At 53.9% G+C, this 26,186-nt stretch carries 25 protein-coding genes; 11 read left to right on the plus strand and 14 right to left on the minus strand.

The window, feature by feature from the left end:
- Positions 1 to 19: 19 nt before the first annotated feature.
- From IR195_RS19970 to IR195_RS19985, 4 genes are all read left to right on the plus strand, one after another.
- A complete protein-coding gene (locus IR195_RS19970) occupies positions 20 to 1,210 on the plus strand; it encodes an NAD(P)/FAD-dependent oxidoreductase (RefSeq protein ID WP_206048428.1) in 1,191 nt (396 codons plus the stop codon).
- A 104-nt stretch (positions 1,211 to 1,314) separates the two neighbouring features.
- Entirely contained in the window at positions 1,315 to 1,587 is a 273-nt protein-coding gene (locus tag IR195_RS19975; RefSeq protein ID WP_009723279.1) for an HU family DNA-binding protein, read from the plus strand.
- Positions 1,587 to 1,943 carry a hypothetical protein gene (locus tag IR195_RS19980; RefSeq protein WP_125753143.1) on the plus strand — a complete coding sequence of 119 codons (357 nt, stop codon included), beginning with the start codon at positions 1,587 to 1,589 and terminating at the stop codon, positions 1,941 to 1,943. Before IR195_RS19975 ends, IR195_RS19980 begins: the two co-directional genes overlap by 1 nt.
- Before the next feature lie 91 nt (positions 1,944 to 2,034).
- Entirely contained in the window at positions 2,035 to 2,982 is a 948-nt protein-coding gene (locus IR195_RS19985; protein ID WP_206048429.1) for a LysR family transcriptional regulator, read from the plus strand.
- Here IR195_RS19985 and IR195_RS19990 read toward each other — a convergent pair.
- The 5 genes from IR195_RS19990 to IR195_RS20010 all read right to left on the minus strand — a co-directional run bounded on the left by IR195_RS19990 (position 2,961) and on the right by IR195_RS20010 (position 8,017).
- Positions 2,961 to 4,511 (minus strand): aldehyde dehydrogenase family protein, encoded by a 1,551-nt coding sequence (locus IR195_RS19990; RefSeq protein WP_206048430.1) that lies wholly within the window; start codon positions 4,509 to 4,511, stop codon positions 2,961 to 2,963. The genes IR195_RS19985 and IR195_RS19990 overlap by 22 nt on opposite strands.
- Positions 4,508 to 5,428, minus strand: coding sequence for an NAD(P)-dependent oxidoreductase (locus IR195_RS19995; RefSeq protein ID WP_206048431.1), 921 nt, complete (start codon positions 5,426 to 5,428; stop codon positions 4,508 to 4,510). Before IR195_RS19995 ends, IR195_RS19990 begins: the two co-directional genes overlap by 4 nt.
- A gap of 121 nt (positions 5,429 to 5,549) precedes the next feature.
- On the minus strand, positions 5,550 to 6,707 hold the full coding sequence (locus IR195_RS20000) for a M20 aminoacylase family protein (RefSeq protein WP_146942252.1): 1,158 nt from the start codon (positions 6,705 to 6,707) through the stop codon (positions 5,550 to 5,552).
- A gap of 10 nt (positions 6,708 to 6,717) precedes the next feature.
- The gene (locus tag IR195_RS20005; protein ID WP_089040199.1) at positions 6,718 to 7,212 is read right to left on the minus strand and encodes a hypothetical protein; all 495 of its coding nucleotides are present in this window, start codon (positions 7,210 to 7,212) and stop codon (positions 6,718 to 6,720) included.
- On the minus strand, positions 7,199 to 8,017 hold the full coding sequence (locus IR195_RS20010) for a DUF3100 domain-containing protein (protein ID WP_125753160.1): 819 nt from the start codon (positions 8,015 to 8,017) through the stop codon (positions 7,199 to 7,201). The genes IR195_RS20005 and IR195_RS20010 overlap by 14 nt, the downstream gene beginning before the upstream one ends.
- A gap of 231 nt (positions 8,018 to 8,248) precedes the next feature.
- Between IR195_RS20010 and yccS the strand changes: the two genes are divergently transcribed.
- Complete coding sequence (gene yccS, locus IR195_RS20015; RefSeq protein ID WP_206048432.1) at positions 8,249 to 10,480, plus strand: YccS family putative transporter; 2,232 nt, start codon at positions 8,249 to 8,251, stop codon at positions 10,478 to 10,480.
- 15 nt (positions 10,481 to 10,495) lie between these two features.
- On the opposite strand, the gene recG is transcribed toward yccS, so the two are convergent.
- Together recG and IR195_RS20025 are read right to left on the minus strand one after the other, a co-directional pair.
- Positions 10,496 to 12,574 carry an ATP-dependent DNA helicase RecG gene (gene recG, locus IR195_RS20020; RefSeq protein WP_206048433.1) on the minus strand — a complete coding sequence of 693 codons (2,079 nt, stop codon included), beginning with the start codon at positions 12,572 to 12,574 and terminating at the stop codon, positions 10,496 to 10,498.
- The gene (locus IR195_RS20025; RefSeq protein WP_125753177.1) at positions 12,571 to 13,500 is read right to left on the minus strand and encodes a hydrogen peroxide-inducible genes activator; all 930 of its coding nucleotides are present in this window, start codon (positions 13,498 to 13,500) and stop codon (positions 12,571 to 12,573) included. Before IR195_RS20025 ends, recG begins: the two co-directional genes overlap by 4 nt.
- 148 nt (positions 13,501 to 13,648) lie before the next feature.
- Here IR195_RS20025 and IR195_RS20030 point away from each other — a divergent pair, with 148 nt between their 5' ends.
- Complete coding sequence (locus IR195_RS20030; protein WP_206048434.1) at positions 13,649 to 14,530, plus strand: SDR family oxidoreductase; 882 nt, start codon at positions 13,649 to 13,651, stop codon at positions 14,528 to 14,530.
- A gap of 96 nt (positions 14,531 to 14,626) precedes the next feature.
- Here IR195_RS20030 and IR195_RS20035 read toward each other — a convergent pair whose 3' ends face one another.
- From IR195_RS20035 to gmk, 4 genes are all read right to left on the minus strand, one after another.
- Complete coding sequence (locus IR195_RS20035; protein WP_125753185.1) at positions 14,627 to 15,016, minus strand: RidA family protein; 390 nt, start codon at positions 15,014 to 15,016, stop codon at positions 14,627 to 14,629.
- A 138-nt stretch (positions 15,017 to 15,154) separates the two neighbouring features.
- On the minus strand, positions 15,155 to 17,287 hold the full coding sequence (locus tag IR195_RS20040) for a RelA/SpoT family protein (protein ID WP_125753188.1): 2,133 nt from the start codon (positions 17,285 to 17,287) through the stop codon (positions 15,155 to 15,157).
- Between the two features lie 44 nt (positions 17,288 to 17,331).
- On the minus strand, positions 17,332 to 17,592 hold the full coding sequence (gene rpoZ, locus IR195_RS20045) for a DNA-directed RNA polymerase subunit omega (protein WP_125753191.1): 261 nt from the start codon (positions 17,590 to 17,592) through the stop codon (positions 17,332 to 17,334).
- 89 nt (positions 17,593 to 17,681) lie between these two features.
- A complete protein-coding gene (gmk, locus tag IR195_RS20050; protein WP_125753194.1) occupies positions 17,682 to 18,314 on the minus strand; it encodes a guanylate kinase in 633 nt (210 codons plus the stop codon).
- A gap of 216 nt (positions 18,315 to 18,530) precedes the next feature.
- On the opposite strand from gmk, the gene IR195_RS20055 reads away from it, so the two are divergent.
- The gene (locus IR195_RS20055) at positions 18,531 to 19,226 is read left to right on the plus strand and encodes an extensin-like domain-containing protein (protein ID WP_206048435.1); all 696 of its coding nucleotides are present in this window, start codon (positions 18,531 to 18,533) and stop codon (positions 19,224 to 19,226) included.
- A gap of 7 nt (positions 19,227 to 19,233) precedes the next feature.
- On the opposite strand, the gene IR195_RS20060 is transcribed toward IR195_RS20055, so the two are convergent.
- The gene (locus IR195_RS20060) at positions 19,234 to 20,433 is read right to left on the minus strand and encodes an MFS transporter (protein ID WP_206048436.1); all 1,200 of its coding nucleotides are present in this window, start codon (positions 20,431 to 20,433) and stop codon (positions 19,234 to 19,236) included.
- A gap of 200 nt (positions 20,434 to 20,633) precedes the next feature.
- Here IR195_RS20060 and IR195_RS20065 point away from each other — a divergent pair, with 200 nt between their 5' ends.
- Positions 20,634 to 21,245, plus strand: a complete 612-nt coding sequence (locus IR195_RS20065; protein ID WP_206048437.1) for a DNA-3-methyladenine glycosylase family protein — start codon at positions 20,634 to 20,636, stop codon at positions 21,243 to 21,245.
- On the opposite strand, the gene aqpZ is transcribed toward IR195_RS20065, so the two are convergent.
- Both aqpZ and IR195_RS20075 read right to left on the minus strand, forming a co-directional pair.
- Positions 21,242 to 21,991: an aquaporin Z gene (aqpZ, locus tag IR195_RS20070; protein ID WP_206048438.1), complete on the minus strand. Its 750-nt coding sequence runs from the start codon at positions 21,989 to 21,991 to the stop codon at positions 21,242 to 21,244. The two genes, IR195_RS20065 and aqpZ, sit on opposite strands and share 4 nt — an antisense overlap.
- A 727-nt stretch (positions 21,992 to 22,718) precedes the next feature.
- Complete coding sequence (locus IR195_RS20075) at positions 22,719 to 23,759, minus strand: zinc-dependent alcohol dehydrogenase family protein (RefSeq protein WP_206048439.1); 1,041 nt, start codon at positions 23,757 to 23,759, stop codon at positions 22,719 to 22,721.
- A 147-nt stretch (positions 23,760 to 23,906) separates the two neighbouring features.
- Between IR195_RS20075 and IR195_RS20080 the strand changes: the two genes are divergently transcribed.
- The 3 genes from IR195_RS20080 (at position 23,907) to IR195_RS20090 (ending at position 26,147) form a co-directional block, all read left to right on the plus strand.
- Complete coding sequence (locus IR195_RS20080; RefSeq protein WP_206048440.1) at positions 23,907 to 24,386, plus strand: Lrp/AsnC family transcriptional regulator; 480 nt, start codon at positions 23,907 to 23,909, stop codon at positions 24,384 to 24,386.
- Between the two features lie 188 nt (positions 24,387 to 24,574).
- Positions 24,575 to 24,868, plus strand: a complete 294-nt coding sequence (locus IR195_RS20085) for a helix-turn-helix domain-containing protein (protein ID WP_206048441.1) — start codon at positions 24,575 to 24,577, stop codon at positions 24,866 to 24,868.
- Entirely contained in the window at positions 24,858 to 26,147 is a 1,290-nt protein-coding gene (locus IR195_RS20090; RefSeq protein WP_206048442.1) for a type II toxin-antitoxin system HipA family toxin, read from the plus strand. The genes IR195_RS20085 and IR195_RS20090 overlap by 11 nt, the downstream gene beginning before the upstream one ends.
- Positions 26,148 to 26,186: the final 39 nt, after the last annotated feature.

Consider the following 26,186-nt stretch of genomic DNA (forward strand, 5'->3'; position numbering starts at 1 on the left):
GCCGACTTTTGGTGACTGCATGCCCTCACACGAGATATCGCGATATTCCCATTCGGCACTGATTATTATTGGCACCGGCATGGCGGGGATTGGCCTTGCGCGCGCCCTACGCCGACAAGGCGATACACGTGCCATTACCCTTATCAGTGCCGATAGTGGCGATGATTACAGTAAACCGCTGCTTTCTACTGGCTTTGCGAAACGCTTAACGCCAGACCAACTCGCCCAACGTGACGCCAGCGGCGTCGCAGAAGAACTGAATGCTGAGTTAATTACCCACACCCAGGTCGCACACCTACATGTGGATAACCAATGCATAGAACTCAGTAATGGCCAACAGCTCCACTATGACGATCTAGTGCTAGCCACTGGGGCAGCGCCCCATACGCCGTTCAGCGTTCCCGAGAGTGTCACCAAACGATGCTTTACCATCAACGACTTAGATGAGTATCGCCGCTTTTATGCCGCATTGGGCGCAGCGCCCACTCAACGTGTTGCGGTTGTTGGTGCCGGGCTGGTGGGCTGCGAGTTCGCCAATGACCTCCATGCTGGCGGCCACCAAGTCACCCTCATTGCGCCAGAAAGCACCCCGCTGCAACGTCTACTGCCCGAGCCACTCGGCCAAGCGCTGGCGGATGCTTTCCAAGACGCGGGCATCCAACTTGCTCTAGGGCATAACCTGAAAACGCTCGCCCTTAGCGTAGATAATGCCCTATCACTCCATCTTGATAATGGCGACGTCTATGCTGCCGACATCATATTACTCGCCACGGGCTTAGCTCCGCGCACTCAACTTGCTGAAGCAGCCGGGCTGGCGGTTAGCCATCGCGGTATTGTGGTTGATCGCCAGCTACGCACCTCTCAACCGAACATATTTGCGTTGGGCGATGCGGCTTGCGTTGAGGGAGTTAACGCTATGTATGTTCAACCCCTGCAGGCAAGCGTAAAAGCGCTAGCGACAACACTCGCCGGAAAACCAACCAGCGTCAGCTTTGGGGCGTGGCCCGTCATTGTGAAAACACCATTACTTCCCGTGGTTGCCTACCCTCCAGCAACCACGCCAGCACGGTGGAAAATTGAGGGAGAAGGCGGTGACATGACAGCCGTTGCTGAAAATAAAGACGGTCGTTTGATTGGATTTGCGTTGACAGGCAGCTGCGTGAGAAGGAAAGTGGAGCTTTCCAGAGTAGCACCTGCGCTGCTAGGCTGATTTTCGCCGCCTTAGCGACTAGGCTAAAAAAGTTAACCAGCTGGGCAGTGCTTCTAACAACACAGATGAACTTACGCTTGATTTCCACATAGGGAGATACCTTTATGCGCAAACCTGAACTCGCAGCTGCAATTGCTGAAAGTGCTGATCTATCCAAAGATAAAGCAGGCCAAGTCCTGAACGTTATCTTGGACGAAATCACTAACAGCGTTGCCAAAGGCGAAGATGTCGCTCTGATTGGTTTTGGAACGTTTACCGTACGCCAGCGTGCCGCACGTACTGGCAAAAATCCCCAAACTGGCGCGCCGTTACAGATCCCCGCCAGCAAAAACGTTGCGTTCAAGCCGGGCAAAGCGCTTAAGGACGCCGTTTCCTAATGAAACTCAAGCTGACGCTGTGGCTACTGAGCTTACTGCTTAAAAGAGCCCTGCGACGCAAGCCGCGCTTTCGCGAGCAACTTGAGCGAATGCGCGGTTTGGACTGGGGCGTTGCCACGGAAGACCTCAGCATTGCCAGGTATTATCGAATGGCGCCGAAAGGCATTGATACCGGCAAAGGGCTACCCGTTGATCTAGACCTTGAGCTGCGTTTTCGCGATCAGGATGCCGCGCTGAAAATCCTTAAAAAACCGACGCAACAGGCATTTCTAGATGGCATGGTAGCCGGTGAGGTCCGCCTAGTGGGCGACTCTGCCGATATGAATAAGCTGCAGGGGCTACTTAAGTACCTATAGTATTGTTATCGGTTTAGAGAACACCACAAGGTTCGGGGATCCTTAGGGTAACGATTTATACAGAGCCAGTGCAGAGGCATAGCAGCTACCAGTGAATATTCCTCATCAGCGATTGGTTTACTTTCGCGTTACCCTTGAGTCTGGCTCAGTGCGCCGTGCAGCGGCGCGCTTGGACATTGCCCCCTCGGCGGTAAGCCGGCAGATTGCCTTGCTGGAAGAAGCCTTGGGGGCAACCCTTATGGAGCGTCATCGCGACGGCATTTCGCCTACCCCGGTAGGCGAAATGCTGCTTGAGTACTGCGAACGACGCGGCGCTCTTGATGAAGGCTTTATTGCCTCACTTGAATCCTACCAACGCATGGAAACCGGCAAGATATCGCTCACCGTCGGTGAAGGATTTGTCAGTGACCTAGTCGCGTCTCCTCTGCATGAATTTACCCAACGCTATGCGGGCATTCAGCTCGATATCCATACCGCAGGCACCTCGGGGATAATTGATGCCATTATCAGTGATCACAGCCATATCGGCTTGATGTTCCATGAGCGTACCCATCCCCAGCTGCGTTTCTGGTCATCTAGCCCTCAGCCACTGATGGCTATCTTGGCCCCCAACCACCCTTTAGCCAAGCACACCACACCGCTTACGCTCACTCAGTTAAGCACACAGCCGATGGCCATGTGGGATACTACTCATGGGGTACGCCAAATGGTTGACCAAGCCTTTCAGCAGTCGCGCATAGCCCCGCGCATGGCGATGAACACCAACTCCATGGTGATTCTGGCGCAATACGTGCGAAGCGGTATGGGCATTACCTTGCTGCCCGCCTTTGCCGTCGCCCATGATTTAGAGCTCGGCACGTTAGTCGCGCGCCCGGTAGATAATCCGCTTTTTCAGCGCTCCCAGGCCCACATGGTCACGCGGGTAGGTCGACAGCAGCCCAAAGCTAGCGTTCTGCTGCTACGCCACCTACAGCGCTGGATGCAGGCCTTTCGCGCCCCAGGCTTGGCAGTGAGCGATCAACCAACACCACTACCGTAACCAAATGCCACGCTGGCTTCGGGGGCGGTTTCCACCCAAACGCTTTGCGGTACCGTGTATTCGCGCAAGCCATCCAAACCGCTGGAGCGCCCAAAGCCGCTATCGCCAAAGCCTCCGAACGGCGACATAACGCTGATCGCCTTGTAGCTATTGATCCACACCGTACCCGCTCGCAACTGGCCAGCTACGCGATGCGCCCGCGCAACGTCCTGGCTCCAAACGGCGCCAGCCAAGCCAAAGCGGGTCTCGTTGGCAAGTTGAATCGCCTCATTTTCGGTGTCGAAGGCCATCGCCACCAGCACCGGGCCGAACACCTCTTGCTGAGCGATCTCCATATCCGGTGTGACATCAACCAGCACCGTAGGGGCAATAAAGTAACCGTGAGCCTCGTCGGGCAGCCCTAATGGACGTTTACCCCCCGTTAACAGCCGCGCGCCAGCGGCTACTGCAGCGTCAATCATACGCGTCACTTGCTCAAACTGACGGCGATTCTGCAGTGGCCCCATGCGAGTTGCTTCGTCACTAGGCAGGCCCACTTGAATCTGCTCCGCCGCCCGCGCTAAACGACTGGTAACTTGCTCAAATACCGAGCGTTCGATCAACAGCCGCGACCCGGCCACACAGCTCTGCCCAGCCGCAGCAAAAATGGCCGCCTGGGCGCCTGCAACGGCTTCATCCAGCTTAGCATCGGCAAACACGATATTAGCCGATTTGCCCCCTAGCTCTAACACGCTGGGTACCAGCCTCCGCGCACCTGCTTCGGCGATCATGCGACCACTCTGAGGGGAGCCTACAAATACCAGCTTGCTGATGGCGGGGTGGTCGGTCAGCGCTGCGCCGGTCAATTTTCCAAGCCCATTGACGATATTGATCAATCCTTTAGGAAGCCCGCCGCTTTCAAGCAGCTTGGCAATCACCACCGAGGAGAACGGCGTCAGTTCGGAAGGCTTCAGCACCACGCCATTGCCCGCTGCCATGGCCGGGGCTAACTGCCAGGCACAGGTGAACATCGGTGCATTCCAGGGGGTAATCTGCCCCACCACGCCATAGGGCACGTGGTGCACATAGTTAAGGTGCGAGGTAGGCACCGGAATCACTTCGCCATGCTGCTTGTCGCACCAGCCTGCGTAATACTCGAACATCTCACGCACTTTGCCTACTTCAGCGCGGCAGTCACGAATCGGCTTGCCGGCCACCACACTTTCCAGCTGAGCCAGTGCCTCTTCATGGCCCTCCAAGCTGCGGATGGCGGCATTCATACGCCGTCCACGCTCGCTGGCGGTTAACGCCATCCATGCGCGCTGGCCACGCTCAGCCGCTTGGGTAGCACGTTCAATCAGCGCGGCTCCTGCATCACGATAGCTCACCAGCGTTTCGCCGGTGGCCGGATTGCTCAAGGTGATCACTTCACCCTCTCCCACCACTAAATCACCATCAATCCAGTTACTCAGCGGTGTGGCAGCGGCTAATCCAAACCCTTCAAGCAGTTCAGCAAGATGGTCGCAGGCATGTTGGCTAAGTGTGTTCATTCGTTTCCCTCCGCTTGAGTAGCGCGAGCTAGTATCGGTGTAGTGATATGGTTAAAGTCATCGCTATCAGCGGGCTGATCGGCGTTGGCGTGCCAGGCATCGACCACGGCTTGTAACAGCGGCGAGGGTATCTCCAGTTGCTCAGCGGCATCTCGCGCTAAACGCAGGTCTTTACGCATCAAGCCGGTGGTAAACCCTGAGTCAAAGCGTTCGCTCAGCACCCACTCGGGGAAGTTCACCTCACTAACCGCACTACGCCCAGAACCGCTATTGAGCCCCGCCAAGCAGGCAGCGGGGTCAACGCCCGCTTTGGCTGCCATAGCAACGGCTTCGGCGGTGGTTAACAAGTGCGCGGCACACAGGTAATTATTGGCAAGCTTGACCACATGGCCGCTGCCCGGGCCACCCACATGGGTGCGCTTGGCTGACATCGCTTCCAGCATCGGCAATACCCGTTCGATAGTGCGTTCATCGCCTCCCAATAGCATCCCCAGCTTGCCGCTAGCAGCGCCTTTGGGGCCTCCGCTGACCGGTGCATCCAACCATAGAAGACCCGCTGCGCTAACTTTTTCTGCCAGTTCACGCGTCACGGCGGGGTCACTGGTGGAAGTATCAACAACCACGCTACCTTTTGGCGCTAGGTTAATCAGGCCTGGCGATTGCTCGAGCACCTCACGCACATGGGCGGAGGTGGGCAATGACAGCAGGTAAACGTCGCTTGCGGGTAGCTCTTCGGGAGCCACAGCGGGTATCCCTTGAGCAGCGAGGCGCGACCGTGCTTGCTCAAATACATCGCTTCCCGTTACCGCAAATCCGGCGGCTTTAAGCGTCAGCGCCATATTACCGCCCATCTGCCCCAAGCCGATGACGGTAATAGTTAAAGACCCAGTTGCCGAGGGCTCAGTTTGTAATGACATCGTAAAACTCCCAAAACGCTTTTTAGATAACAAGACGCTATGTTCGGTGGTGATATTTGGGGTAGACGCTCCCCTACCCAGTGGGCATCAGAGAGCGAATAACGTGTATTAAGTCAGGAATTTAGACGAGTAACGCCCTTACCAGCTCCACCCAGTAGCGCGCCCCCAGCGGCAGCAATGCATCGTTGAAGTCATAGTGCGGGTTATGCAACGAAGCGGACTCCTCGCCATTGCCCATCCAGATATAGGCACCTGGGCGCTCGGCAAGCAGGAATGAGAAATCCTCAGACGCCATGCTGGGTGGCGGGTTGCGGATCACGTTGCCACTACCGAGTAAGTTTTCCAGCACCGAGGCGCAGTGCTGAGCATGTTCAGGAGTATTGATAGTGGCGGGATAGCAGCGCTGGTAGTCCAGTTCAACGGTTAAGCCATGAAACTCAGCTAAGTTGGTAATCGCTTGCTTAAAGCGCGCTTCCAAATGCTCTTTGTGTGCCATATCAAAACAACGCAGCGTGCCGCGCAGCGCCACCTGCTCGGGAATCACGTTGAAGGTATCACCGGCGTTAATACTGGTAATACTCAGCACGGCTGCTTTATCAGGCGGCGTTTCGCGACTCACCAACCCTTGCAGTTGGCTAATCAGTTGGCAGCTCGCCAACACCGTATCAGTACCTAAATGCGGCATCGCCGCGTGGCAGCCCTTGCCAGTCAGCGTCAGGCTAAAGATATCAAAGGCGGCCATAACGTCGGTATCGTGCACTGCGGCAACACCTACCGGCAACCCCGGCCAGTTATGCAGGCCATACACGGCATCCATGGGAAAGCGCTCAAACAGCCCCTCTTCAACCATCACCCGCCCGCCGCCGGCGTTCTCTTCGGCGGGCTGAAAGATAAACACCACCCGGCCTTTGAAATCAGGCTGCTGCTTTAACGCCCAGGCAGCGCCCAACAACATCGTGGTATGCCCATCATGGCCGCAGGCATGCATCTTGCCGGGTGTTTGCGAGGCGTAGGCAAGCGCCGTCTCTTCGCTAATATCCAGGGCGTCGATATCGGCCCGCAGGCCGATGGTTTTGCCTTCCCCCTGTTGACCATCCAGAGTGGCTACAACACCTGTTCCAGCAATCCCGGTGGTTACTTCAAAGCCCCACTCAGTTAGCAGCTCGGCAATACGCGCACTGGTGCGATGCTCCTCAAACGCGGTTTCCGGGTGTTGATGGAAATCATGGCGCCACGCTTTTAGTTCTGCGCTATCCGGTAAGTCTACTGAAGCAGTCATCGTCTTATCCTTAAAGCATCACATGAGCGACAACGGCAGAGCCAATAAAGGTACCGGTAAATACTAACAGCGCTACCACTACCAGCTTCCAGCCAGTTTGCTTGAACATGGCGAACTCACGTCCGGTAAGTGCCAGTCCTGCGTAGGCCAATACCGGTGTGACCACTGCCAAGAAATCCACTTCAGCCAGCCGTGCGATGATCCAACCATTACCGGGGAAGAACGGCAGCGTCGCGATAATGCTAATCAGCGACACCCAGGCCACGCTGGGCAGGTAAAAAGGACAAAACCGTCCAACCACCAAGCCGATAATCACCATGACATAGAGAATCAACATGCCGGGCAGGGCGTCTAATAAAGGCGAACCGTTGACGATATTGCTAAACCACGCCGCCACGCACACCGCTGCCAGTACTAACGCGGTTTTACCCAGCTGATTTTCCGGGCGCAGCTCTTTTAACGCCTCAGCATCGAACTGATCGATTGGGCTCTCATGAGTTTTCATGGCTAACCTCCTGGCGCGAGCCATTTAAGCGCTTGTACATCCACTCGGTGACTGGTAGCGCGATAAATAGTGAGATATACAAACCGGTAGCGTAAGTAAGCAGGTTGCTTGCCCCAGCAAAGGCGAGTAGTTCATCTTTAGATGCCGGTACTGCTTCAGCTAAAGCTGCCGAACACGCCGCCACCATACTGCCACTGCCCACCCCGCAGGCCATGGCCAAGGCACGAATATCAAGAATATCCAGCGACGCGATATAGCCCGCCATTAAGGCGAAGTAGAGCGTACCGAACATGGTGCCTACAACGTACACCCCCATAATCCCGATACCCTCGGGGCTTCTTAGCCCGTAGCGGTCTGAAATAATGGCAATATTGGGTTCACGGGCAATAGAGTAGGTAGCGCCAATCGCTTCGCGACCCATTTTGAGAACTAACACGGCAAAGGGCAGCGCTATCAGCATGGTGCCCAGATTCCCTAGCTCTTGGAGTATCAGTGCGGGACCAGCGGCAATAATTTGTTCGACCGCAGGGCCAATGGTGGAACCAAATTTGGCGATAAACGGCAGGATGGCAATAAGAATAATCGGGCCAGCCGCGTTGCTGACTGGTTTAGGAATCACCTTGCCCATTGCCGAGAAGAGATGAGGGTTAAATAGTACGCCGATCACAAAAGCGTAGAGCAGCGGTAGTAACAGTAGTGTTCCCGGCCCGAGAGGAATGCGCACGATGCCGACCCACTCGGCAAACATTGACGTCACTATCACCGTAAGGTGAAGACGCCAATCCAGCAATAACTTGAGATCCATAGGAGTGTCCCTGTTTTTTTTAGAGTCGCTCCGAGTATCGAAAGGTTGCCGTTCCAATCATAGGACCTTAGTGCGCTATTTTTTAGAACACTCCAATAGGTTGGGCTAGAGGACAACAATAAATTAAAGCGACAATGGCCTAATGTTGAAGGGGCGAGAGAGGAATATGGCACCATACACCGATCAACCCTATGTTATACTAAAGTATAAAGCTAGTTCACCAGAGATTTTATGCCTATTTCATTGCCTTTGCGGCGTCTATGGACCCTAGATAAGTTTGCCTACAGCCTGCGTGTGTTTATCGCGTTCAGCGGGGCGCTGCTGTTTAGCGGTTTTGCAGGTGACATCGCGCTGGTGATTCCGCTGTTTTTGGGCATTATTGCAAGCGCGCTTTCTGAAACCGATGACAGTTGGCAGGGGCGCTTGCAGGCGCTGGTGGTGACACTTGCTTGCTTTGCATCGGCCTCGTTTGTTGTTCAGTGGCTTTTCCCCTGGCCGTGGCTGTTTGCAGTTGGGCTGGCAGTTTCTACCTTCACGTTAATTATGCTGGGTGCCATTGGTCAGCGGTACGCGACCATTGCGTCGGGCACGTTAATCCTGTCGATCTACTCAATGATCAACATTGAACAGCACGGTGGCGTGGATGAAGATGTGGCTTCCCGGCAGTTGCTGCTGCTTGCGGGAGCCGCGTGGTACGGGGTTATCTCAATCCTATGGTGCGCCCTTTTTTCGCGCCAGCCAGTTAAACAAAGCATGGCGCGGGTATATAAAGCGCTAGGTGAGTTTTTAATCTTGAAGTCTGCGCTATTTGAGCCTGTCCGCGGTGTCGATCTAGAGGCGCGTCGCGTGGCACTCGCCAGACAAAACGGCAAAGTCGTCGATGCCCTCAACCAGGCGAAAGAGATGATTTTTCGCCGCTTAGAGGGGCAGCGTGGCAGCCGCAAGCTAAACCGCTACTTACAGATTTACTTTATCGCCCAGGATATACACGAGCGGGCAAGCTCGACCCACTACCCCTATAGCGCACTCACCGAAGCATTTTTTCACCACGACGTGCTCTTTCGTTGTCAGCGTCTCTTAGACCAGCAAGGTCGCGCCTGCCGCCAACTAGCCAAATCGTTGTTGCTTAACCGCCCGTTTGGCCATGAGCAGAGTGAGCAGGCACTGGCCGATCTACGCGCTTCTATCGACAACCTTAGCGAGCACGGTAAGCCCGAATGGCGTCCGCTTATCCATCCGCTCAATGCACTTGCCGATAACCTGTCCATTCTGGAAGCTCAGATTGCCAGTGCTCACAACCCAGACACCGACGATGATCGTCGTGATAGCTCGCTTTACGACCGCTCGCCCTCTAGCGTGTTAGAAGCGTGGAAACGCGTCCAGCTAAATTTGACGCTGGGTTCGCCCACGTTTCGCCATGCGGTGCGCTTATCCACCGCGCTGCTAGTGGGCTATGGATTGCTTCAGTGGCTTGACCCCGAGCAGGGGTTTTGGATTTTGCTCACCACGCTGTTCGTCTGTCGCCCTAACTTTGCCACCACGCGTCGCTTTCTGTCACAGCGCATCCTCGGCACGGTGCTTGGCCTCATTGCCGGTTGGGCATCCATTAGCTTGTTTCCTCAAGCCAGCATACAAAGCATGATTGCGGTGGCCGCGGGCGTTTGTTTTTTTGCTAACCGCGAGCGTCACTACGTTATCGCCACCGCCTCTATCACACTGCTAGTGCTGTGCAGTTTTAACCAGGTCGGCGACGGTTTTAATCTGATCTTACCTAGGTTATTGGATACCTTGGTGGGTTCGTTGATTGCCGGGCTAGCAGTATTTTTTATTCTGCCTGACTGGCAAGGGCGTCGGCTGTATCGGGAGGCCGCAAAAGTCCTCACCAGCCACCGCCGTTATTTAGATGAGATTGTTCACCAGTATGAAGAGGGCAAACAGGACGATTTGGCTTACCGATTAGCCCGCCGCAATGCTCACAATGCCGATGCAGCGCTGTCAACGCTGCTCACCAATATACTCCACGAGCCGGGGCACTATCGCAAACAGGACGCCGACAGCGGCCTACGCTTTCTCGTGCTGTCTAACACCCTGCTAAGCCACTTATCGGCTCTTGGCGCTCACCGCCACCAGTTGGCTGAAGATGAGGACGACGCCGCGTTGGTGCCCCTTGCCAAGCGCATCAGCGAGCTGCTGGAAAAACTGGCAGAACAGCTCAACAAGCGCCAACCCATCACGCCCTTAGCTGATCAAGTCAACGACCTACTTGCGCAGCTAGAGCAGACTACTTCCGACGCCTTCGATAAGCAGGATTCAGAGAGAGACGAACAAGCCATTGCTCTTTACCGCCCCATCCAAAGCCAGCTACGCTTGATTGCCGCGCAGCTAGGCCCTCTTGGTGAAGCCGCCAATCGCTTAACAGAGACGCAGGGAGAGAGCCACCAAGCAGCGAGTACCGCTGCTTAAGCGCTGTATCACTCTCTACACCTGCCCGTAGCGTCCGGCGGCTTCACCTAGCCAACGCCGCACTAATACGGCGGTAACTTCGGCATTGCCTTGCAGCGCCTGAGCTAGGGCGGTGACGCGCTCTAGCTGGTCGGCATCACGCTCAAGATCAGCAATTTTCATTTGGGCAAGGCCGGTTTGGCGAGTGCCAAGCACTTCGCCGGGGCCACGAATTTCCAAGTCTTTTTCAGCAATACGGAAACCGTCGGTGGTTTCGCGCATTACCCCCAGGCGCTCCCGAGAACTTTTCGAAAGCGGCGGGTGGTAAAGCAGCACACAGAAGCTTTCCGTGCTGCCGCGCCCAACTCGGCCACGCAGCTGGTGCAGTTGAGAAAGCCCCAGACGCTCCGGGTTTTCAATAATCATCAGGCTGGCATTGGGAACATCTACGCCCACTTCAATAACAGTGGTGGCCACCAGCAAGTCGAGTTCGCCCGTTTTGAAGGCCTCCATCACCGCGACTTTTTCGCTGGCCTTCATACGCCCGTGAATCAGACCAATAGCGAGTTCAGGCAGCGCCTGGGTTAGTTCATCGCGAGTGACTTCGGCGGCCTGACACTGCAGCACCTCAGACTCTTCAATCAGCGTACACACCCAATAGGCCTGGCGCCCATCACTGCAGGCGTTGCGAATGCGTTCGACCACTTCAGGCCGCCGCTCATCAGACACCACTACGGTTTTAACCGGCGTACGCCCTGGCGGCAACTCATCAATTACCGAGACATCCAAATCAGCGTAAGCACTCATGGCCAGCGTACGAGGAATTGGTGTCGCGGTCATGATCAGTTGGTGGGGTGTTAGCCCACCAGCTTCGCCTTTCTCGCGCAGTGCCAAGCGTTGATGAACACCAAAGCGGTGCTGCTCATCAATAATTGCTAACCCCAAACACTGAAAGTGTACGTCGCTCTGAAACAGCGCATGGGTGCCCACTACCATACGGGCACGGCCATCGGCAATAGCGGCTTTAGCATCTAGCCGCGCTTTACCTTTGAGCTTGCCTGCCAACCAAGCCACTTCGATGCCTAGAGGCTCAAACCAGGCTTTAAATGCCCGGTAGTGCTGTTCAGCAAGAATTTCCGTGGGAGCCATCATCGCTGCCTGGCAATTGCCCGCTAGCGCCGAGAGCGCCGCCATCGCCGCAACGACCGTCTTGCCTGAGCCGACGTCGCCCTGCACGAGCCGTAGCATCGGGGCGGGCCGCGCAAGGTCTAGACTAATCTCTTCCAACACGCGGCGCTGCGCACCGGTAAGAGCAAACGGCAACTGGGCTAAAAAGCGGGTTTGCAGGCTGCGCCCCGAAGGCAGCGATGGCGCACCATCCGCCTGAATACGTAAACGTACTTCACGCAGGCTGAGTTGGTGAGCCAGTAGCTCTTCCAGTGCCAGTCTACGCGTGGCGGGGTGATGGCCGTGGGCAAGCTGCTCTAAGTCCACATCCGGCGGCGGTTGATGCAACAGCTGCAAGCTTGCGTGCAACCCCGGCAGGCGGAAGCGCTGACGTAGGGCATCTGGAATGACGTCCGGAAGTAACTCAGGAGAGCGCTGCAGTAGCGTAAGCGCTTGCTGGGTAAGTGCGCGCAAACGCGTTTGATGCAGCCCTTCAGTGGTCGGGTAAATCGGCGTGAAATACTCCTCAACTGGTGTATCGTTGCCGCCGCTTAGCCGGTACTCAGGATGGTAAATTTCCAGCCCTGTTGCCCCCGCGCGCGCCTCTCCAAACGCACGCACCGTAACACCGGGGCGCACCTGTTGCTGCTGGGCAGGCGAAAAATGAAAAAAACGTAGGCTTAAAATACCGCTTCCATCACGCACTCTGACTAACAAACTACGCCGACGCCCCTTAACAACATCGCACGCGGTGACTTCGCCTTCTATCACCGCCTCACTCCCTGCACGCAGCAGGCCAATGGGCGTTAGCCGTGTACGGTCCTGGTAGCGCAACGGCAGGTGAAATAGCAGGTCGCTTACGCAGTCTATTCCCAATCGCGCCAACTTTAACGCGAGCGCCTCACCAACCCCTTTCAGCGACGAAACCGGTGCAGAAAGGTCACTCATGAGGACGGACTAGCAGTGTGTACAGGTTGCTGACATTGGCTAATCGCCTTGGCTAATGCATCAATTGCTTTTGGGCGAGGAAAGCTTGCCCGCCACGCAATGGCAACGGTGCGCGAAGGCGCGGGCTCAACGAATGGCCGGCTAACCAACATGGCATTTTCATACTGATCAGTGCCCAGCGCCGACTGTGGCAGTACCGTAATGCCTAATTTAGATGCCACCATATGGCGAATGGTTTCCAATGATCCCCCCTCTGCTATCAACGTATTATTTGGGCTGTTAAGCTTTTGGGTAATCGCCGGACAGGCTTCTAAAATTTGATCACGGAAGCAGTGCCCTTCCCCCAGCAACAACAAGCGCTCTTCTAACAAATCTTCTTTGTGAATCGCGTCACGACTTACCCAGCGATGGCTGGCTGGCATCAATACCTCAAAATGCTCATCGTAAATCGGCTTGGTAACCACGTCGGTCTCTGTGAAAGGCAGCGCCACAATAATCACATCCAGCTCGCCACTGCGTAACTTTGTCCGCAGAGAACCGGTCATACCTTCTTCGATATACAACGGCATTTGCGGCGCAGCGCTAGCCAGTGCTGGCACTAGGTGGGGAAATAAGTAGGGGCCTATCGTATAAATAGCACCAATGCGCAGCGGGTTAGCCAACTGGTCTTTTCCAGCATTCGCCATTTCGTAGATAAGTCGGCTCTGTTCCAGCACGCGCTGGGCTTGAGCAACGATTTTGTCTCCCAGCGGGGTGACCTGCACCGTTGATTTGGAACGTTCAAACAGCGGTGTACCAAGCTCGTCCTCAAGCTTTTTTACCGCCACCGAGAGTGTTGGCTGTGAAACATGACAGCGTTCGGCGGCGCGACCAAAGTGACGTTCTTGGGCAAGGGTTACGATGTAGCGTAGTTCTGTTAAAGTCATAGCGGTGCCAGTGGCATCCTCTCGTTGCAGCTCGTTACAGTCATCGTGATAGCGAGATGGAAAAGGACAAACAAACCCTATTGAAGATGGCACATCTCATAGGGACTTTGTATCTGATAGGGAATATTAATCAAGAGGAGTGACCAAGGTGAAGCAAACGGTACTGATTATTGGCTGCGGAGATATCGGCATAACGCTCGGACGCGAGCTACTCAGTGAGGGCCATCATGTTATCGGCGTACGCCGTCACACCGAGGCATTAAAAGACACCGGCATTGAGCCGTTGGCGCTTGATCTTAACGACCTTGACGGCGCTGGTGCTGACGCTCTACCTCGCGCTGACTACGTTATCTATACGGTCAGCGCTGACCGTTTCGAGGAGAGTGCCTACCAAAGCGCCTATCCGGATGGCCTCAATCGTGTGCTTGGCGTGCTGGAGCAACATAAAACGCCGCCAAAACGTATCTTTTTTGTGTCGTCGACCAGTGTCTATGGCCAGCAGGAAGGCGAAGTCGTAAATGAAGACAGCCCAACCGGTTCGACCAGTTTTTCTGGCAAGCTGATGTGCAATGCTGAACAAGCGCTGATTAACCATCCGATTCCCGGCACGGTTGTGCGCTTTTCGGGTATTTACGGCCCTGGCCGTGATCGTTTGATTCACCAGGTCGCGGAAGGCCGTATTGCCGCGGTGACCCCCGTCAGCTACTCCAACCGTATTCACCGTGATGACTGCACCGGTATTTTGGCGCACTTAATTCGTTGTCAGGAAAAAGGCGCGCCACTCGCCGACCTTTACCTAGCTAGCGACTGCGAGCCTGTCACCCTACATAACGTGATGGCGTGGTTAGCCAAACAGCTCAAGGTTGAATCTACCGAGACCATGCAGTCACCCCTACGCCGTCGCACTAGTAAACGCTGCGATAATAGTCGCATCCGTGAAACAGGTTATGAATTTCGCTATCCGACCTACAAAGAGGGCTACGCACAGGTGCTAAAAGAGGGCGGTTTCTTAACGCCACAAAAAGCCTAACCGTCGCGCTATTCCTCTGCACGATCCTCAAAAAAAAGCGAGCACTTGATGATCGAGTGCTCGCCCGTTCTTACTAAAGACAGTCGGCTCAGTGGCTTAGTCGCCAATGACCATCACAGCTTCTGCTTCTACTTGACTACCTTTGGGTAACGCTTTGACGCCGACCGCTGCACGAGCAGGGAAAGGCGACGAGAAGAACTCTTCCATCACCTTGTTTACGATCGCAAAGTTATCCAAATCAACTAGGTATAAGTTGAGTTTGACGATATCGCCCAGCGTACCGGCAGCCTCTTCACACACCGCCTGAAGATTGGTAAATACTTGACGCGCTTGTGCTTCAAAGTCGTCAGAGACAATTTCCATTGTCTCGGGATTCAGCGGGATCTGACCCGACAGATACACTGTGTTGCCAGCCTTAATCGCTTGAGAGTAAGGGCCGATGGCAGCGGGGGCTTTTTCAGTATTAATAACTGCTTTGTTGCTCATGAGATAGCACTCTCCTGTCGTGTTTAATATATTTTTAGAGGTAAGTGATAAATAGGGGTGATAGCGTTAACCATTAATTGTAATGGCCCGCCATAGCCGTTGCCGCCAGCCCATTGCCAGCAGCCTACTAACGGGCGATTAATTGGTCATTCTAGTTATTTTGCCGACATTAGGCAGGTTGCGAATACGCTTAATAATACGCGCAAGATGCACCCGGCCTTTCACCGATAAGGTTAAATTAACAATTGAAAGCCGCGCATCACGCTCTTCAATGCCGATACGCTCGATATTGGCATCGGCATCGGTCACCACGCCCGCCAGCTCGGCTACCAGCCCACGACGGCTCTCAATTTCGATGCGCAGCGCGACCGGGAAGTCTTCATCTATACTGTCTGACCACTCAAGAGCAAACAGCTTCTCTGGATCGTTTTTACGATCACCTAGGTTTTTGCACTCACTGCGATGCACCACCAGTCCCTTGCCAACCGATAAGTGGCCGACAACAGGGTCGCCCGGCAACGGATGACAGCAGCGGGCAAAATTAATCACCATGCCTTCGCTACCGCTAATCACGACGGCTTTTTCGCTATCCCCACTGAGAACGTAGTCAGCATTGCCGCCATTGGAAACATCAACCAAGCGCCGTGCCACCACATGGGCCATGCGATTGCCTAAGCCCAGAGACTCTAACAAAGCATCTAGCGAAGCGACATCCAGCTCTTTAAATGCTTTAGCAAAAACACTTTCATCCAGTTCTTCCAAGCTGGTTTCAAACGGCGCCAGCGCCTTATTCAACAACCGCCGCCCTAAGATAACCGCTTCTGCCTGCTGCTGGTGCTTCAATGCATGCCGTATTGCAGAACGCGCTTTTGCTGTCGTGACGAAGTTGAGCCATGCCAAGTTAGGCCGTGCCCCAGGAGCAGTAATAATTTCCAGGGTTTGACCACTTTCAAGACGCGTTGAGAGCGGGGCTAAATGGCGATCAATACGACAAGCAATGCAGTTATTGCCAATATCGGTGTGTACGCTGTAAGCAAAGTCGATCACCGTTGCGCCCTGAGGCAACTCCATGATGTCGCCTTTGGGGGTAAATACGTAGATATCGTCTGGGAAAAGGTCGTTCTTGACGTGCTCAATAAACTCTAGCGAGTCACCCGCATGGCGCTGCATTTCGAGCAGCCCTTTTACCCAAGCGCGGGCGCGGGCATGGCTACCTTCGGCAATGGGGTGGGTTGTTTGCCCTGCTTTATAGAGCCAGTGGGCAGCGATGCCATTATTAGCCATCGCTTCCATTTCACGGGTGCGGATCTGCACTTCAATGGGCATCCCACCCTGACCAAACAGCGTAGTATGAAGGCTTTGATAGCCGTTGGCTTTCGGGATGGCGATATAATCTTTAAATCGCCCTGGCACGGGCTTGTAGAGATTATGCACCACCCCTAAAATGCGATAGCAGCTAGCAACATCTTCGGTAATGATGCGGAAGCCGAAGACATCCATAATTTCCGCGAACGGCTTACGCTGGTCGCGCATCTTTTTATAAATCGACAGCAGATGCTTCTGTCTACCGATCACGGTGCCTTTAAGCCCTTCATCGTCCAGGCTCTGCTGTAGCGATGACTGAATTTCTCGCATCGCGCTACGGCGGTTCCCCCGCGCGCTAGCTACCGCGCGCTTGATGCGCTCTGAACGCATTGGGTGAATAGCCTGGAAAGAGAGGTCTTCAAGTTCAACACGAATCGTATTGATACCTAAGCGTCCCGCAATACGGGCATAAATTTCCAGCGTTTCTCGGGCAATACGACGCTTTTTATCTGGGCGCAATGCTCCCAGCGTGCGCATGTTATGCAGACGGTCAGCTAATTTGACGATGATGACGCGGATATCTCGCGACATCGCTAACACCATCTTCTGGAAATTTTCCGCCTGGGCGACGGCTTTGTCTTCAAAGGTGATCTGAGTCAGCTTGGAAACACCATCCACCAGTTCGGCGACCGGTTTGCCAAACTGCGCAGACAGCGCCTTTTTCGAGACACCCGTATCTTCAATGACATCGTGCAGCATGGCCGCCATCAAACTTTGATGGTCCATGTGCATATTAGCCAATATGTTAGCGACCGCTAATGGATGGGTCACATAAGGCTCACCAGAGCGACGGCGCTGGCCATCGTGAGCCTGCTCAGCATAATAGAAAGCGCGCTTGACCTGCTGTATTTCGTCTGGAGGTAAATAGCCGCCAAGTCGATCGGCCAGGTCATCAATGGTGAACATTTACCGCGCCCCTAGTCGCTTCTAAGTCCAGTCTTTAGTAAACCTTAGTCGTCTATATGTGTCGTAGGCGTCATTGCTGGGCGCGTACGAACCGGGGCTTCAACCGGCTCATCTAGCACGCTGTGATCGACCAGGCCGGCGGCTATTTCACGCAGAGCCATAACGGTAGGCTTATCGTTCTCCCAGGGCAGCTGCGCTTCACGGGAGCCACGGGCAAGCTGGCGCGCGCGCTGGGTAGAAATCATCACCAGCTTGAAGCGGTTCTCAACATTTTCTAGACAATCTTCAACGGTTACGCGAGCCATGGGGGCCTTCCTGTAATGACAACGCTGGGCCAGCGTTGTGGTGAAACGCCGCTGGCCCAGCAAAAAAAGTGGTAATGGAATCTGCTAGATTACTCGACGCTAGGCGCTTGTGACAAGAGCGCATCGAGTAGTGGCGCATGACGCACCTGCATCGCCTCACGTGTTAGGCGGCGACTGATCACCAGCGACTGCAACTCTTGCAGCGCTGTGGTGAAATCATCGTTGATGACTAAGTAGTCATATTCATCAAAATGGGACATTTCGCTAACAGCATCACGCATACGCCGAGCAATCACTGCGTGCTCATCGGTTCCGCGGCTAGAAAGGCGCCGTTCTAGTTCGCTACGCGAGGGTGGCAAGATAAAAATCGACACTGCCGAGGGCATTTGCGCTCGTACCTGCTGAGCGCCCTGCCAGTCGATCTCTAAAATAACGTCTTGCCCCGCATCCAGAACAGCTTGCGCCGCACAGCGAGACGTACCGTAGTAATTATCAAAGACTTTGGCATACTCAAAGAACTCACCGCGCTCAATCATCGCTTCAAAGTCGGCTACGTGAGTAAAGTGATAGTTCACACCATCCACTTCCCCCTCGCGTTTAGCTCGCGTGGTATGTGATACCGAGACCTGAATGCCATCCAGGCTCTCGATCAGCTCGCGGACCAAGCTGGTTTTACCAGCACCCGACGGGGCAGAAATAATAAAAAGCGTACCCTGGGACATGAAGCGCTTCCCTAATTAGCGAAAGATAGTTAGCAAAAGATAGATAGCGAAATGATAGTCAGCGAAAGATCGTTGATGAAGATAAACAGCATAACGACAATACGTTGTACTGTTTATCAAGCACTGCGAATAAGGTTCTGCAAATAAAGTAGCGCGCAGTATCGCACACCTATGCTATGGACTGTAGCGTTTCGGCGCAGTCCCAAGGAGGTTGTTATGCGCAGCACGATCATTATTTTATGCTTAATTGCCCTGGGCGTAGCCTTGCAAAAAGGCTTGATTGAGATTCCCCGCCATTGGGCCCCCTGGGCACCACTCTCTATCGATGATCCAATAACGCCCATCACCCAGCTAAAGCTCAAACGTCTAAACGATGACCGGGAGGCCTGTTTAGCCGCACTGGACACCGTGCAAAAAAGCGAACTTAGCTACACACCTTTAGCCGATTATTCCCCAACCGCTAGCTGCCCACTGACGAATATCGTGCGTATGCAATCTAGCAGCGTTCGTTTTAGCCAAAGCTTTGTCGCTAGCTGCCCAATGGCGCTTGCCTGGGTAATGTTCGAACGCCATGCCCTTCAACCTGCTGCCCTGGAAATCATGGGTAGCCGTGTGGCCCAAGTCGATCACGTAGGCAGCTTTGCCTGCCGTAATATTTATGGCCGCGAAACGGGTAGGCGCAGTGAACATGCCACCGCTGAGGCTCTCGATGTGGTGGGGTTTCAGTTTGAAAATGGCCAACGCGTTACACTAAGCAACCACTGGGATAACGGAGGCAAAACTGGGGCGTTTTTAACAGCAGCGAGAGATGGCGCCTGCGACACCTTTGGCAACGTATTGGGGCCAGACTACAACGCCGCACATGCTGATCATTTTCACCTAGGCATGCGCGGCTTTCGGCTATGTCGTTAGTAAACACTCACTGATAACGTTCAGCCGTAGCGAAAGTGCGCTTCTCAAGCCAGCGGCCCCAAGCAAAAATCACTAGCCCGCATAGCGCTAAACCGGTACCGACTAACCCTGTGCTCGACCAACTAAAACCTGCGCTAATCACCAGCCCCGCTAACCACGCCCCTAACGCATTGGCTCCATTAAAAGCGGCATGGTTTAGCGAAGCCGCCATCGTTTGGGCATCTTCTGCCACATCCATTAAACGAGTCTGCAGCGCTGGCGCTAGCGCCATGCTGGAACCGACTAATCCTACAAATAACAGCCCCGTCCAAACATTATTGGCAGCAAAATAGAACAATCCCTGAATCACAGCGCACCACACCAGGGTAGCGGGAATCGCGCGCATCAGGTTCTTGTCCGCTGCACGACCACCGATCAAATTCCCAGCGATAGAGCCAAGACCAAAGATGACCAGCACTAGCGGCCCCAGCGCTTCACTCATACCCGCTTGCTGCGTAAGCGTAGGCATCACATAACTAAAAATAGCGAACATACCGCCACAACCAATACAGGCAATAGCCACCGTCACCAGCACACGCTGCTTTAACAATGCCGACAGTTCACGTAGCGGGCTTGCCAAAGCATCGAACGGCTGTACAGGTACCCACAGACGAATCAATAGCGCGGTCAACAGGGCAATAATGCCTACGGCTGCAAAGGCAATTTGCCAGCCAAATAAATTGCCTGTCCACGTGCCTAACGGCGCGCCAATCAGAATCGCCAACGTCAAGCCCATCATTACCCGAGAAATAGCCCGTGCCCGCTGATCAACCGGCACTGCGCCAGCCGCTACCAAAGCGGCTACGCCAAAGTAAGCACCGTGGGGTAACCCGGCAATAAAGCGCAGTCCAACAAATGACCAAAACCCCGGCGCCATGGCACTGGCGATATTACCGATAGCAAATACCAGCATCAGCACAATCAGCAACGCACGCTTTGGTACCCGCGCTGCAAAGGCAGATATCAGCGGCGCGCCCACAACTACACCCAGGGCATAACTACTGATGGCATAGCCCACCTGAGGCACCGTAACGGCGAGATCTTCCGCAACACGGTTCATTAACCCCATAATGACGAATTCGCTGGTGCCAATACCAAACCCGCCTAACGCCAACACGACTTCTGCCAGCCGCGGGTTACGTGCCAATCCCGATGACGACGCCTGCATACTTTTCTCCCCCAGGCGCATTCAACACCTGCTCAACAAAACGGTCTTGTATAGCTGCAAATGATCGCAGGATTAGACAAAAGTAGAAATACGCAACACCAAAAAAGTTAGCCAGCGAACGAGACAATTCCGACGGATTACAACGCTAATATCCTAATTTTGTTAGTGTGTTTTTAAACTTATAAGCAGGTGAAATGTTCATGACACTAGAGACTATCGAGTACGCCATGGAGGCACTGGCTAAAGCAGACTCCGATATTGCCCGTGCTTATCCACTGGTGGGAGCACCCGCGCCGCGCCAACGCGATCAAGGCTTCGCAACGTTTTTTAATACGATTGTTAGCCAGCAGATTTCGACGGAAGCAGCGCGCGCAATTATGGGCCGTGTCACTTCATTGCTACCGGAATTGCACGCGCAAGCAGTGATGGACGTTGAAGACCAAGCGCTGCGTGATGCAGGGCTTTCCTGGCGCAAAGTAGCCTATGCCAAAGGGCTAGCGGAGGCAGAGCTTTCAGGCACATTCAGCGCCGATGGGTTAACCACGCTGAGCGATGACGAGGCGATTGCCGCTATTACTCAACTGCGTGGTTTTGGACGTTGGAGCGCCGAAATTTACCTGATGTTTTCGCTCCAGCGCGCGGATATATTTCCCGCCGACGACCTTGCCTTACGTGTAGCGCTTGGCCGTCTAAAAAAACTGGAAGACAAACCCACGCCTAAACAGGCTCGCCAGTTAGTTGAACACTGGGCCCCCTGGCGTAGCGTGGGTTCGCTATTTTTATGGCACTACTATCGTGGAGAGCCGCTTTAAGGGACGATCTTACCCGTTAGATCATCGTCGTGATCAGAAGGCGATGGCGGCGCTATGAGTGCCTCAGGCTGAGCAATAAAGCGATACGCTAGTGCCCCTAACGCTGCGCCGATCATTGGTGCTATCCAGAACAGCCACAGCTGAGCCGTCGCCCAATCTCCTACATATAGAGCAACGCCCGTACTACGCGCTGGATTCACCGAGGTATTGGTCACCGGAATACTGATCAGGTGAATTAGCGTTAAGCCCAAGCCAATCACCAACGGTGCAAATCCTGCAGGTGCGCGACCATCGGTTGCCCCCATAATGATGAAGATAAACATCATGGTCATTACGACTTCCGTTAGTAACGCCGCCGTCATGCTATAACCGCCGGGTGAATGCTCTCCGTACCCATTCGATGCAAACCCAGCCGACACATCAAACCCTGCTTGGCCACTCGCAATCAGATACAGCACGCCACCGGCAACAACGGCACCCAGTACTTGCGCACCAATATAGTAAGGCAACTCTTTAGCAGGAAAGCGCCCACCCACCCAAAGCCCAATCGACACCGCAGGATTTAAATGGCACCCCGAAATATGCCCAATCGCATACGCCATCGTAACAACCGTTAAACCAAAGGCCAGCGACACCCCTAATAGGCCAATGCCGACTTCTGGAAAAGCCGCAGCTAACACCGCGCTGCCACAACCGCCCAATACTAGCCAGAACGTACCAATTAACTCTGCTACGTACTTTTTCATATCCCTACTCCTCTAATGACCAAGCATCATTGGGAATACTGCGCCAGCGAGTTAAGCACCCATAAAGACGCTTATTGATGTGTACGCAGTAATGCGTGCACTCAGTGCACGCCATTTTTTAATTAACTTAAAGAGAGAAACTAGTTCTTAAACACTAGGTCTTAAAAACCAGGCCTTAAACACTAGGCGCATTGTTAATTTTTCTTACAGCAAATTAGCGTAAAAAATCATTCAAACAAGCACCTAAAGAAAAGACAGGCTTTTATATAACAGCCTCTAAAAATGGGCAATCAAATATCACCGCCGATATTAAAATAAACAATAAGAAACAATCATCACATCAGTCATTATGTGCTAAAAAATCATGAATCAATTAAACAGATAAAAAGTGTTTCTTTAATGCTTAACGTTTAACCGGACAGTATTCATCATTCACAGAGCGCCACGCGCGAGTGATTAGCAGAAGTAAGAATACAAAAAAGAGCGTTAAGGTTGCGCTGGAATTGATCCGTTTGGGTAAGCAGTGATAGGCAATATGCCGAGAATACCAGCGAGAGACGTGCAACTGAGAGTTCGCAAGATGCGCATGGGGGTGTCCAACCAAACAGTGAACCTGTCGCCCACCCCACATCGAGAGTAGCGCAAATGCAACGCTTTCGATACTAGAAGCATCAGTGTTACCTAACCCTTCAATTTATAATCGGCAACAACGCTGCAGCCCGCTTTATCAAAATTCCGTCACCACCGTCACGCCTGCCCCTTCGAACTTATCCATGTTCATCAGCGCGCCAATCGATTGCTCAAGAGTAATACGCTTGCCGATCAGCCTTTCAGGCGCCAACTTTCCAGACTGGATCATCGCCAGCATGGCGTCATAACGGTGCGCCTGCATGCCATGGCTGCCCAGTATTTCAAGCTCGTGGGCAATAACCTTACTCATGGGAATAGCAGGTGTGCTGTTCTCAGCCAACATCAACCCAACCTGAATATGCTTGCCGCGTTTGCGCAGATTGCTGATGGAGTTAAAACAGGTCGTCGGGTGGCCTAACGCATCCAGAGAGACATGAGCACCTCCCTGGGTTATTTCTGCCACTGCCTCAACCACATCGGCAACCTTGGCAGCATTGACAGTGGCAACGGCGCCCAATTGACGAGCTAGGTGAAGCGCCTCTTCCGAAATATCGATGGCCACCACATTGGCGCCGACGGCGTTGGCAATCATGACGGCAGAGAGGCCAACCCCGCCGCAACCGTGGACGGCCACCCACTGCCCTGCCGCTGTTTTGCCCTGATCAACCACTGCCCGAAAAGAGGTAACGAACCGACATCCCAAGCTCGCCGCCGTTGCAAAATCCAATGTCTCTGGCAGCGCGACCAAATTGACATCGGCATAGTGAATACTCACATACTCAGCAAAGGAGCCCCAGTGCGTGAAACCCGGTTGAAACTGGCTATCGCACACCTGGTGGTTGCCTGAGTGGCACTCAGGGCAAGTGCCGCATCCGCTAACGAAGGGAACCGTGACGCGGTCGCCAATGCGCCATTTTTTTACATCTTTACCAACGGCCTCGACAACACCGGAAAGCTCATGCCCCGGCACATGGGGAAGTTGAATATCAGTGTCATGTCCTACCCAGCCATGCCAGTCACTACGGCAAACGCCTGTCGCCATCACTTTCACCACAACCCCATGCGGCTCGGGGGTGGGATCAGGCAGTTGTAGGATCTGTGGTGGGGCGGAAAATTGCTCAAAAACAACGGCTTTCATGGGCCACTCCTGAACGTCTAGGTGGATGATTCGCTAAAGTGACTATAACGAGTCTGGCCTGAAATGAGCTTTCCATATCATGGACAACGCTGATCAATATGAAGCACTCTTTCTCTTTATAGTGATGATGAGAAAGAGACTTTCAGCATGAGCGTATTGGATAAAAAGGATGCCAAACTAGCAGAGTTACTCCAGTCCGACGGCAGAATACCTAACGCGCGACTGGCCGAGCAGCTGCACCTGAGCGAAGCCACCTGCTGGCGACGCCACAAACGTCTGGAAGAACTAGGAGTGATCGAAGGCTACCAGGCCATCCTCAATCGCCGCAAAATCGGCGCCAGCGTGATGGCGTTTGTGCAGATCACCTGCACCCAGCACAGCGAGGCGGCCACTGCGGAGTTTGAACGCATTATCCAGGCCAGCTCCCAGGTACTGAGCTGCCACAACACCACCGGCGAAGCCGATTTCTTACTGCAAGTGGTCGCCAAAAACCTGGACGACTACAGCCACTTCGTCGAAACGGTGCTGCGTAAACTGCCCGGCGTGTCGAGTATCCGCTCCAACCTCTCGCTGCGCGAAATGAAAGCGACCAGTCACTTGCCAGTTGGAGAATTGCTAGGCCTGTAAGCGAATTAGTCGGGTAGGTTGTGAAAATAGGAAATAGGCTACCAGCAGGCTTTACGCACTTGAATAACTTCTGCAGCAGGCCGCGGTTCGATAAGTAACAAACAGAAAACCAGATACGGTAGTATCCAAAATAGGCCTAAAAAAGCTAAAATGGGCACAGTAATATCCTTTGTAGGAATGCATAGCTTATGCACCGTTTTCTGCTGTTAGATGATACCGATGTCCAGCAAGCCTTTGCGACTCACCTGCGCCACTTACGTGAACAGGCCAAGTTATCCCGCGCGGCGCTGGCGGAGCGCAGCAACGTTCCCGCCCCCACGATCAAAAAATTTGAGCTCACCGGGCAAATATCGTTTCGCCAACTGCTGTTGCTATGGCAAAGCCTAGACGACTTGGCACGGCTATATGCGCTGACCCAACAAGACCCATTAAACGCAAAGACACCTTCCTCTATCGAAGAGGTGCTCAAAGATGGCCTTTAAACCCACGCAACGGCTGAACGTGACCCGCACGCTATCAACCGGGGAACAGGTTGCTGCGGGCGTATTAGCGCAAAACCGCCAGGGGGTATTTTTTCAGTACGCGAAAGGCTATGAGGAACGACATGGCAACCTATCGCCCTTTACGTTACAGCACGGCCTAGCGCTTCAGCCCGCCCCTAAAAAACCGCATCAAGGGCTGCACGGCGTATTTGGCGACTGTTTACCCGATGGGTGGGGACTGCTGCTACAAGACCGGGTATTCCGTCAGCATGGTATAGCGCCTATGCAGCTTACGGCGATGGATCGACTGGCATTTGTTGGCCAGCGCGGCATGGGCGCACTGGCCTTTGAACCAACATCAGATGCTGCGCCGACACAAAGCGATAATGAACACCTAGCGACACTCGGGCTCCAAGCACAAGCCGTTTTTGATGGGCAAACCGAAGACGTACTAAGCGCTCTAGTCGCAGCGGGTAGCTCCGGTGGGGCAAGGCCAAAAGCACAGCTTTTTATGCCTCCAGGCCAATTCAGCGAGTGCCGAACCAAGGCCCGGCCAGAGGATGACGCTTGGCTGGTCAAGTTTACCTCCCAACATTTGCCTCTGGGTCACGAAGAAGGCCTATGCGAAGCGGTATACCTGGAGTTGGCTAAAAAGGCAGGTCTTGAGACGCCGGAATGGCAGTTGTTACGCATACCAACGACTCAGGGGGAACGCGCTTGGCTTGCTATCAAACGGTTCGATTGGGTCAATCACACAAAGACAGCAGGGCGTCTGCATATGCATAGCGCCTGTGGTCTGCTGGATGCCGACTTTCGAACTCCTAGTCTTGATTACGCCGACCTTATCAAAGCCAGCCGCCAGCTGTGTAAATCCCCCGCCGTCGGCCAACTTCAGTTCCGACGCGCCCTGTTTAACCTGTTTGCCTGCAATCAGGATGACCACAGTAAAAATTGGGCGTTTTTGCAGGACGACCGAGGCGAATGGAAACCAGCGCCTTTCTATGACGTAACGTTTAGCCCTCACCCTTATGCAGAACACGCGACTGCTTACATAGGCTACGGTAAGCAGCCGCCTCTAAAAGCCATTCAGCAGCTAGCTAGACATGCAGGCTTTGCCAACTGGAAACAGGCTCAGCCGTATGTTCATGAGATCGTAGACGTTATGAGCACTTTCCCAACCGTGGCCAAAGACCTTGGTGTGAAAGCCAGCACGATTGAGCTGATCACCCAGCGATTGAATCAAGCGTGGCAAGAGAACAAGGAGCTTTTACTCAGTTAACGATGACTGTTTAAAGAAGATAAATGGCGAGGAATACGT

Origin of the sequence: Vreelandella venusta (assembly GCF_015689495.1) — a bacterium.
Taxonomy (GTDB): domain Bacteria; phylum Pseudomonadota; class Gammaproteobacteria; order Pseudomonadales; family Halomonadaceae; genus Vreelandella; species Vreelandella venusta.

Bases quoted from the DNA above. Each gene is read 5' to 3' on its own strand.
- IR195_RS19970 (WP_206048428.1), top strand. From the start codon at position 20: ATGCCCTCACACGAGATATCGCGATATTCCCATTCGGCACTGATTATT.
- IR195_RS19975 (WP_009723279.1), top strand. From the start codon at position 1,315: ATGCGCAAACCTGAACTCGCAGCTGCAATTGCTGAAAGTGCTGATCTA.
- IR195_RS19980 (WP_125753143.1), top strand. From the start codon at position 1,587: ATGAAACTCAAGCTGACGCTGTGGCTACTGAGCTTACTGCTTAAAAGA.
- IR195_RS19990 (WP_206048430.1), bottom strand. From the start codon at position 4,511: ATGAACACACTTAGCCAACATGCCTGCGACCATCTTGCTGAACTGCTT.
- IR195_RS19995 (WP_206048431.1), bottom strand. From the start codon at position 5,428: ATGTCATTACAAACTGAGCCCTCGGCAACTGGGTCTTTAACTATTACC.
- IR195_RS20000 (WP_146942252.1), bottom strand. From the start codon at position 6,707: ATGACTGCTTCAGTAGACTTACCGGATAGCGCAGAACTAAAAGCGTGG.
- IR195_RS20005 (WP_089040199.1), bottom strand. From the start codon at position 7,212: ATGAAAACTCATGAGAGCCCAATCGATCAGTTCGATGCTGAGGCGTTA.
- IR195_RS20010 (WP_125753160.1), bottom strand. From the start codon at position 8,017: ATGGATCTCAAGTTATTGCTGGATTGGCGTCTTCACCTTACGGTGATA.
- yccS (WP_206048432.1), top strand. From the start codon at position 8,249: ATGCCTATTTCATTGCCTTTGCGGCGTCTATGGACCCTAGATAAGTTT.
- recG (WP_206048433.1), bottom strand. From the start codon at position 12,574: ATGAGTGACCTTTCTGCACCGGTTTCGTCGCTGAAAGGGGTTGGTGAG.
- IR195_RS20025 (WP_125753177.1), bottom strand. From the start codon at position 13,500: ATGACTTTAACAGAACTACGCTACATCGTAACCCTTGCCCAAGAACGT.
- IR195_RS20035 (WP_125753185.1), bottom strand. From the start codon at position 15,016: ATGAGCAACAAAGCAGTTATTAATACTGAAAAAGCCCCCGCTGCCATC.
- IR195_RS20040 (WP_125753188.1), bottom strand. From the start codon at position 17,287: ATGTTCACCATTGATGACCTGGCCGATCGACTTGGCGGCTATTTACCT.
- rpoZ (WP_125753191.1), bottom strand. From the start codon at position 17,592: ATGGCTCGCGTAACCGTTGAAGATTGTCTAGAAAATGTTGAGAACCGC.
- gmk (WP_125753194.1), bottom strand. From the start codon at position 18,314: ATGTCCCAGGGTACGCTTTTTATTATTTCTGCCCCGTCGGGTGCTGGT.
- IR195_RS20055 (WP_206048435.1), top strand. From the start codon at position 18,531: ATGCGCAGCACGATCATTATTTTATGCTTAATTGCCCTGGGCGTAGCC.
- IR195_RS20060 (WP_206048436.1), bottom strand. From the start codon at position 20,433: ATGCAGGCGTCGTCATCGGGATTGGCACGTAACCCGCGGCTGGCAGAA.
- IR195_RS20065 (WP_206048437.1), top strand. From the start codon at position 20,634: ATGACACTAGAGACTATCGAGTACGCCATGGAGGCACTGGCTAAAGCA.
- aqpZ (WP_206048438.1), bottom strand. From the start codon at position 21,991: ATGAAAAAGTACGTAGCAGAGTTAATTGGTACGTTCTGGCTAGTATTG.
- IR195_RS20075 (WP_206048439.1), bottom strand. From the start codon at position 23,759: ATGAAAGCCGTTGTTTTTGAGCAATTTTCCGCCCCACCACAGATCCTA.
- IR195_RS20080 (WP_206048440.1), top strand. From the start codon at position 23,907: ATGAGCGTATTGGATAAAAAGGATGCCAAACTAGCAGAGTTACTCCAG.
- IR195_RS20085 (WP_206048441.1), top strand. From the start codon at position 24,575: ATGCACCGTTTTCTGCTGTTAGATGATACCGATGTCCAGCAAGCCTTT.
- IR195_RS20090 (WP_206048442.1), top strand. From the start codon at position 24,858: ATGGCCTTTAAACCCACGCAACGGCTGAACGTGACCCGCACGCTATCA.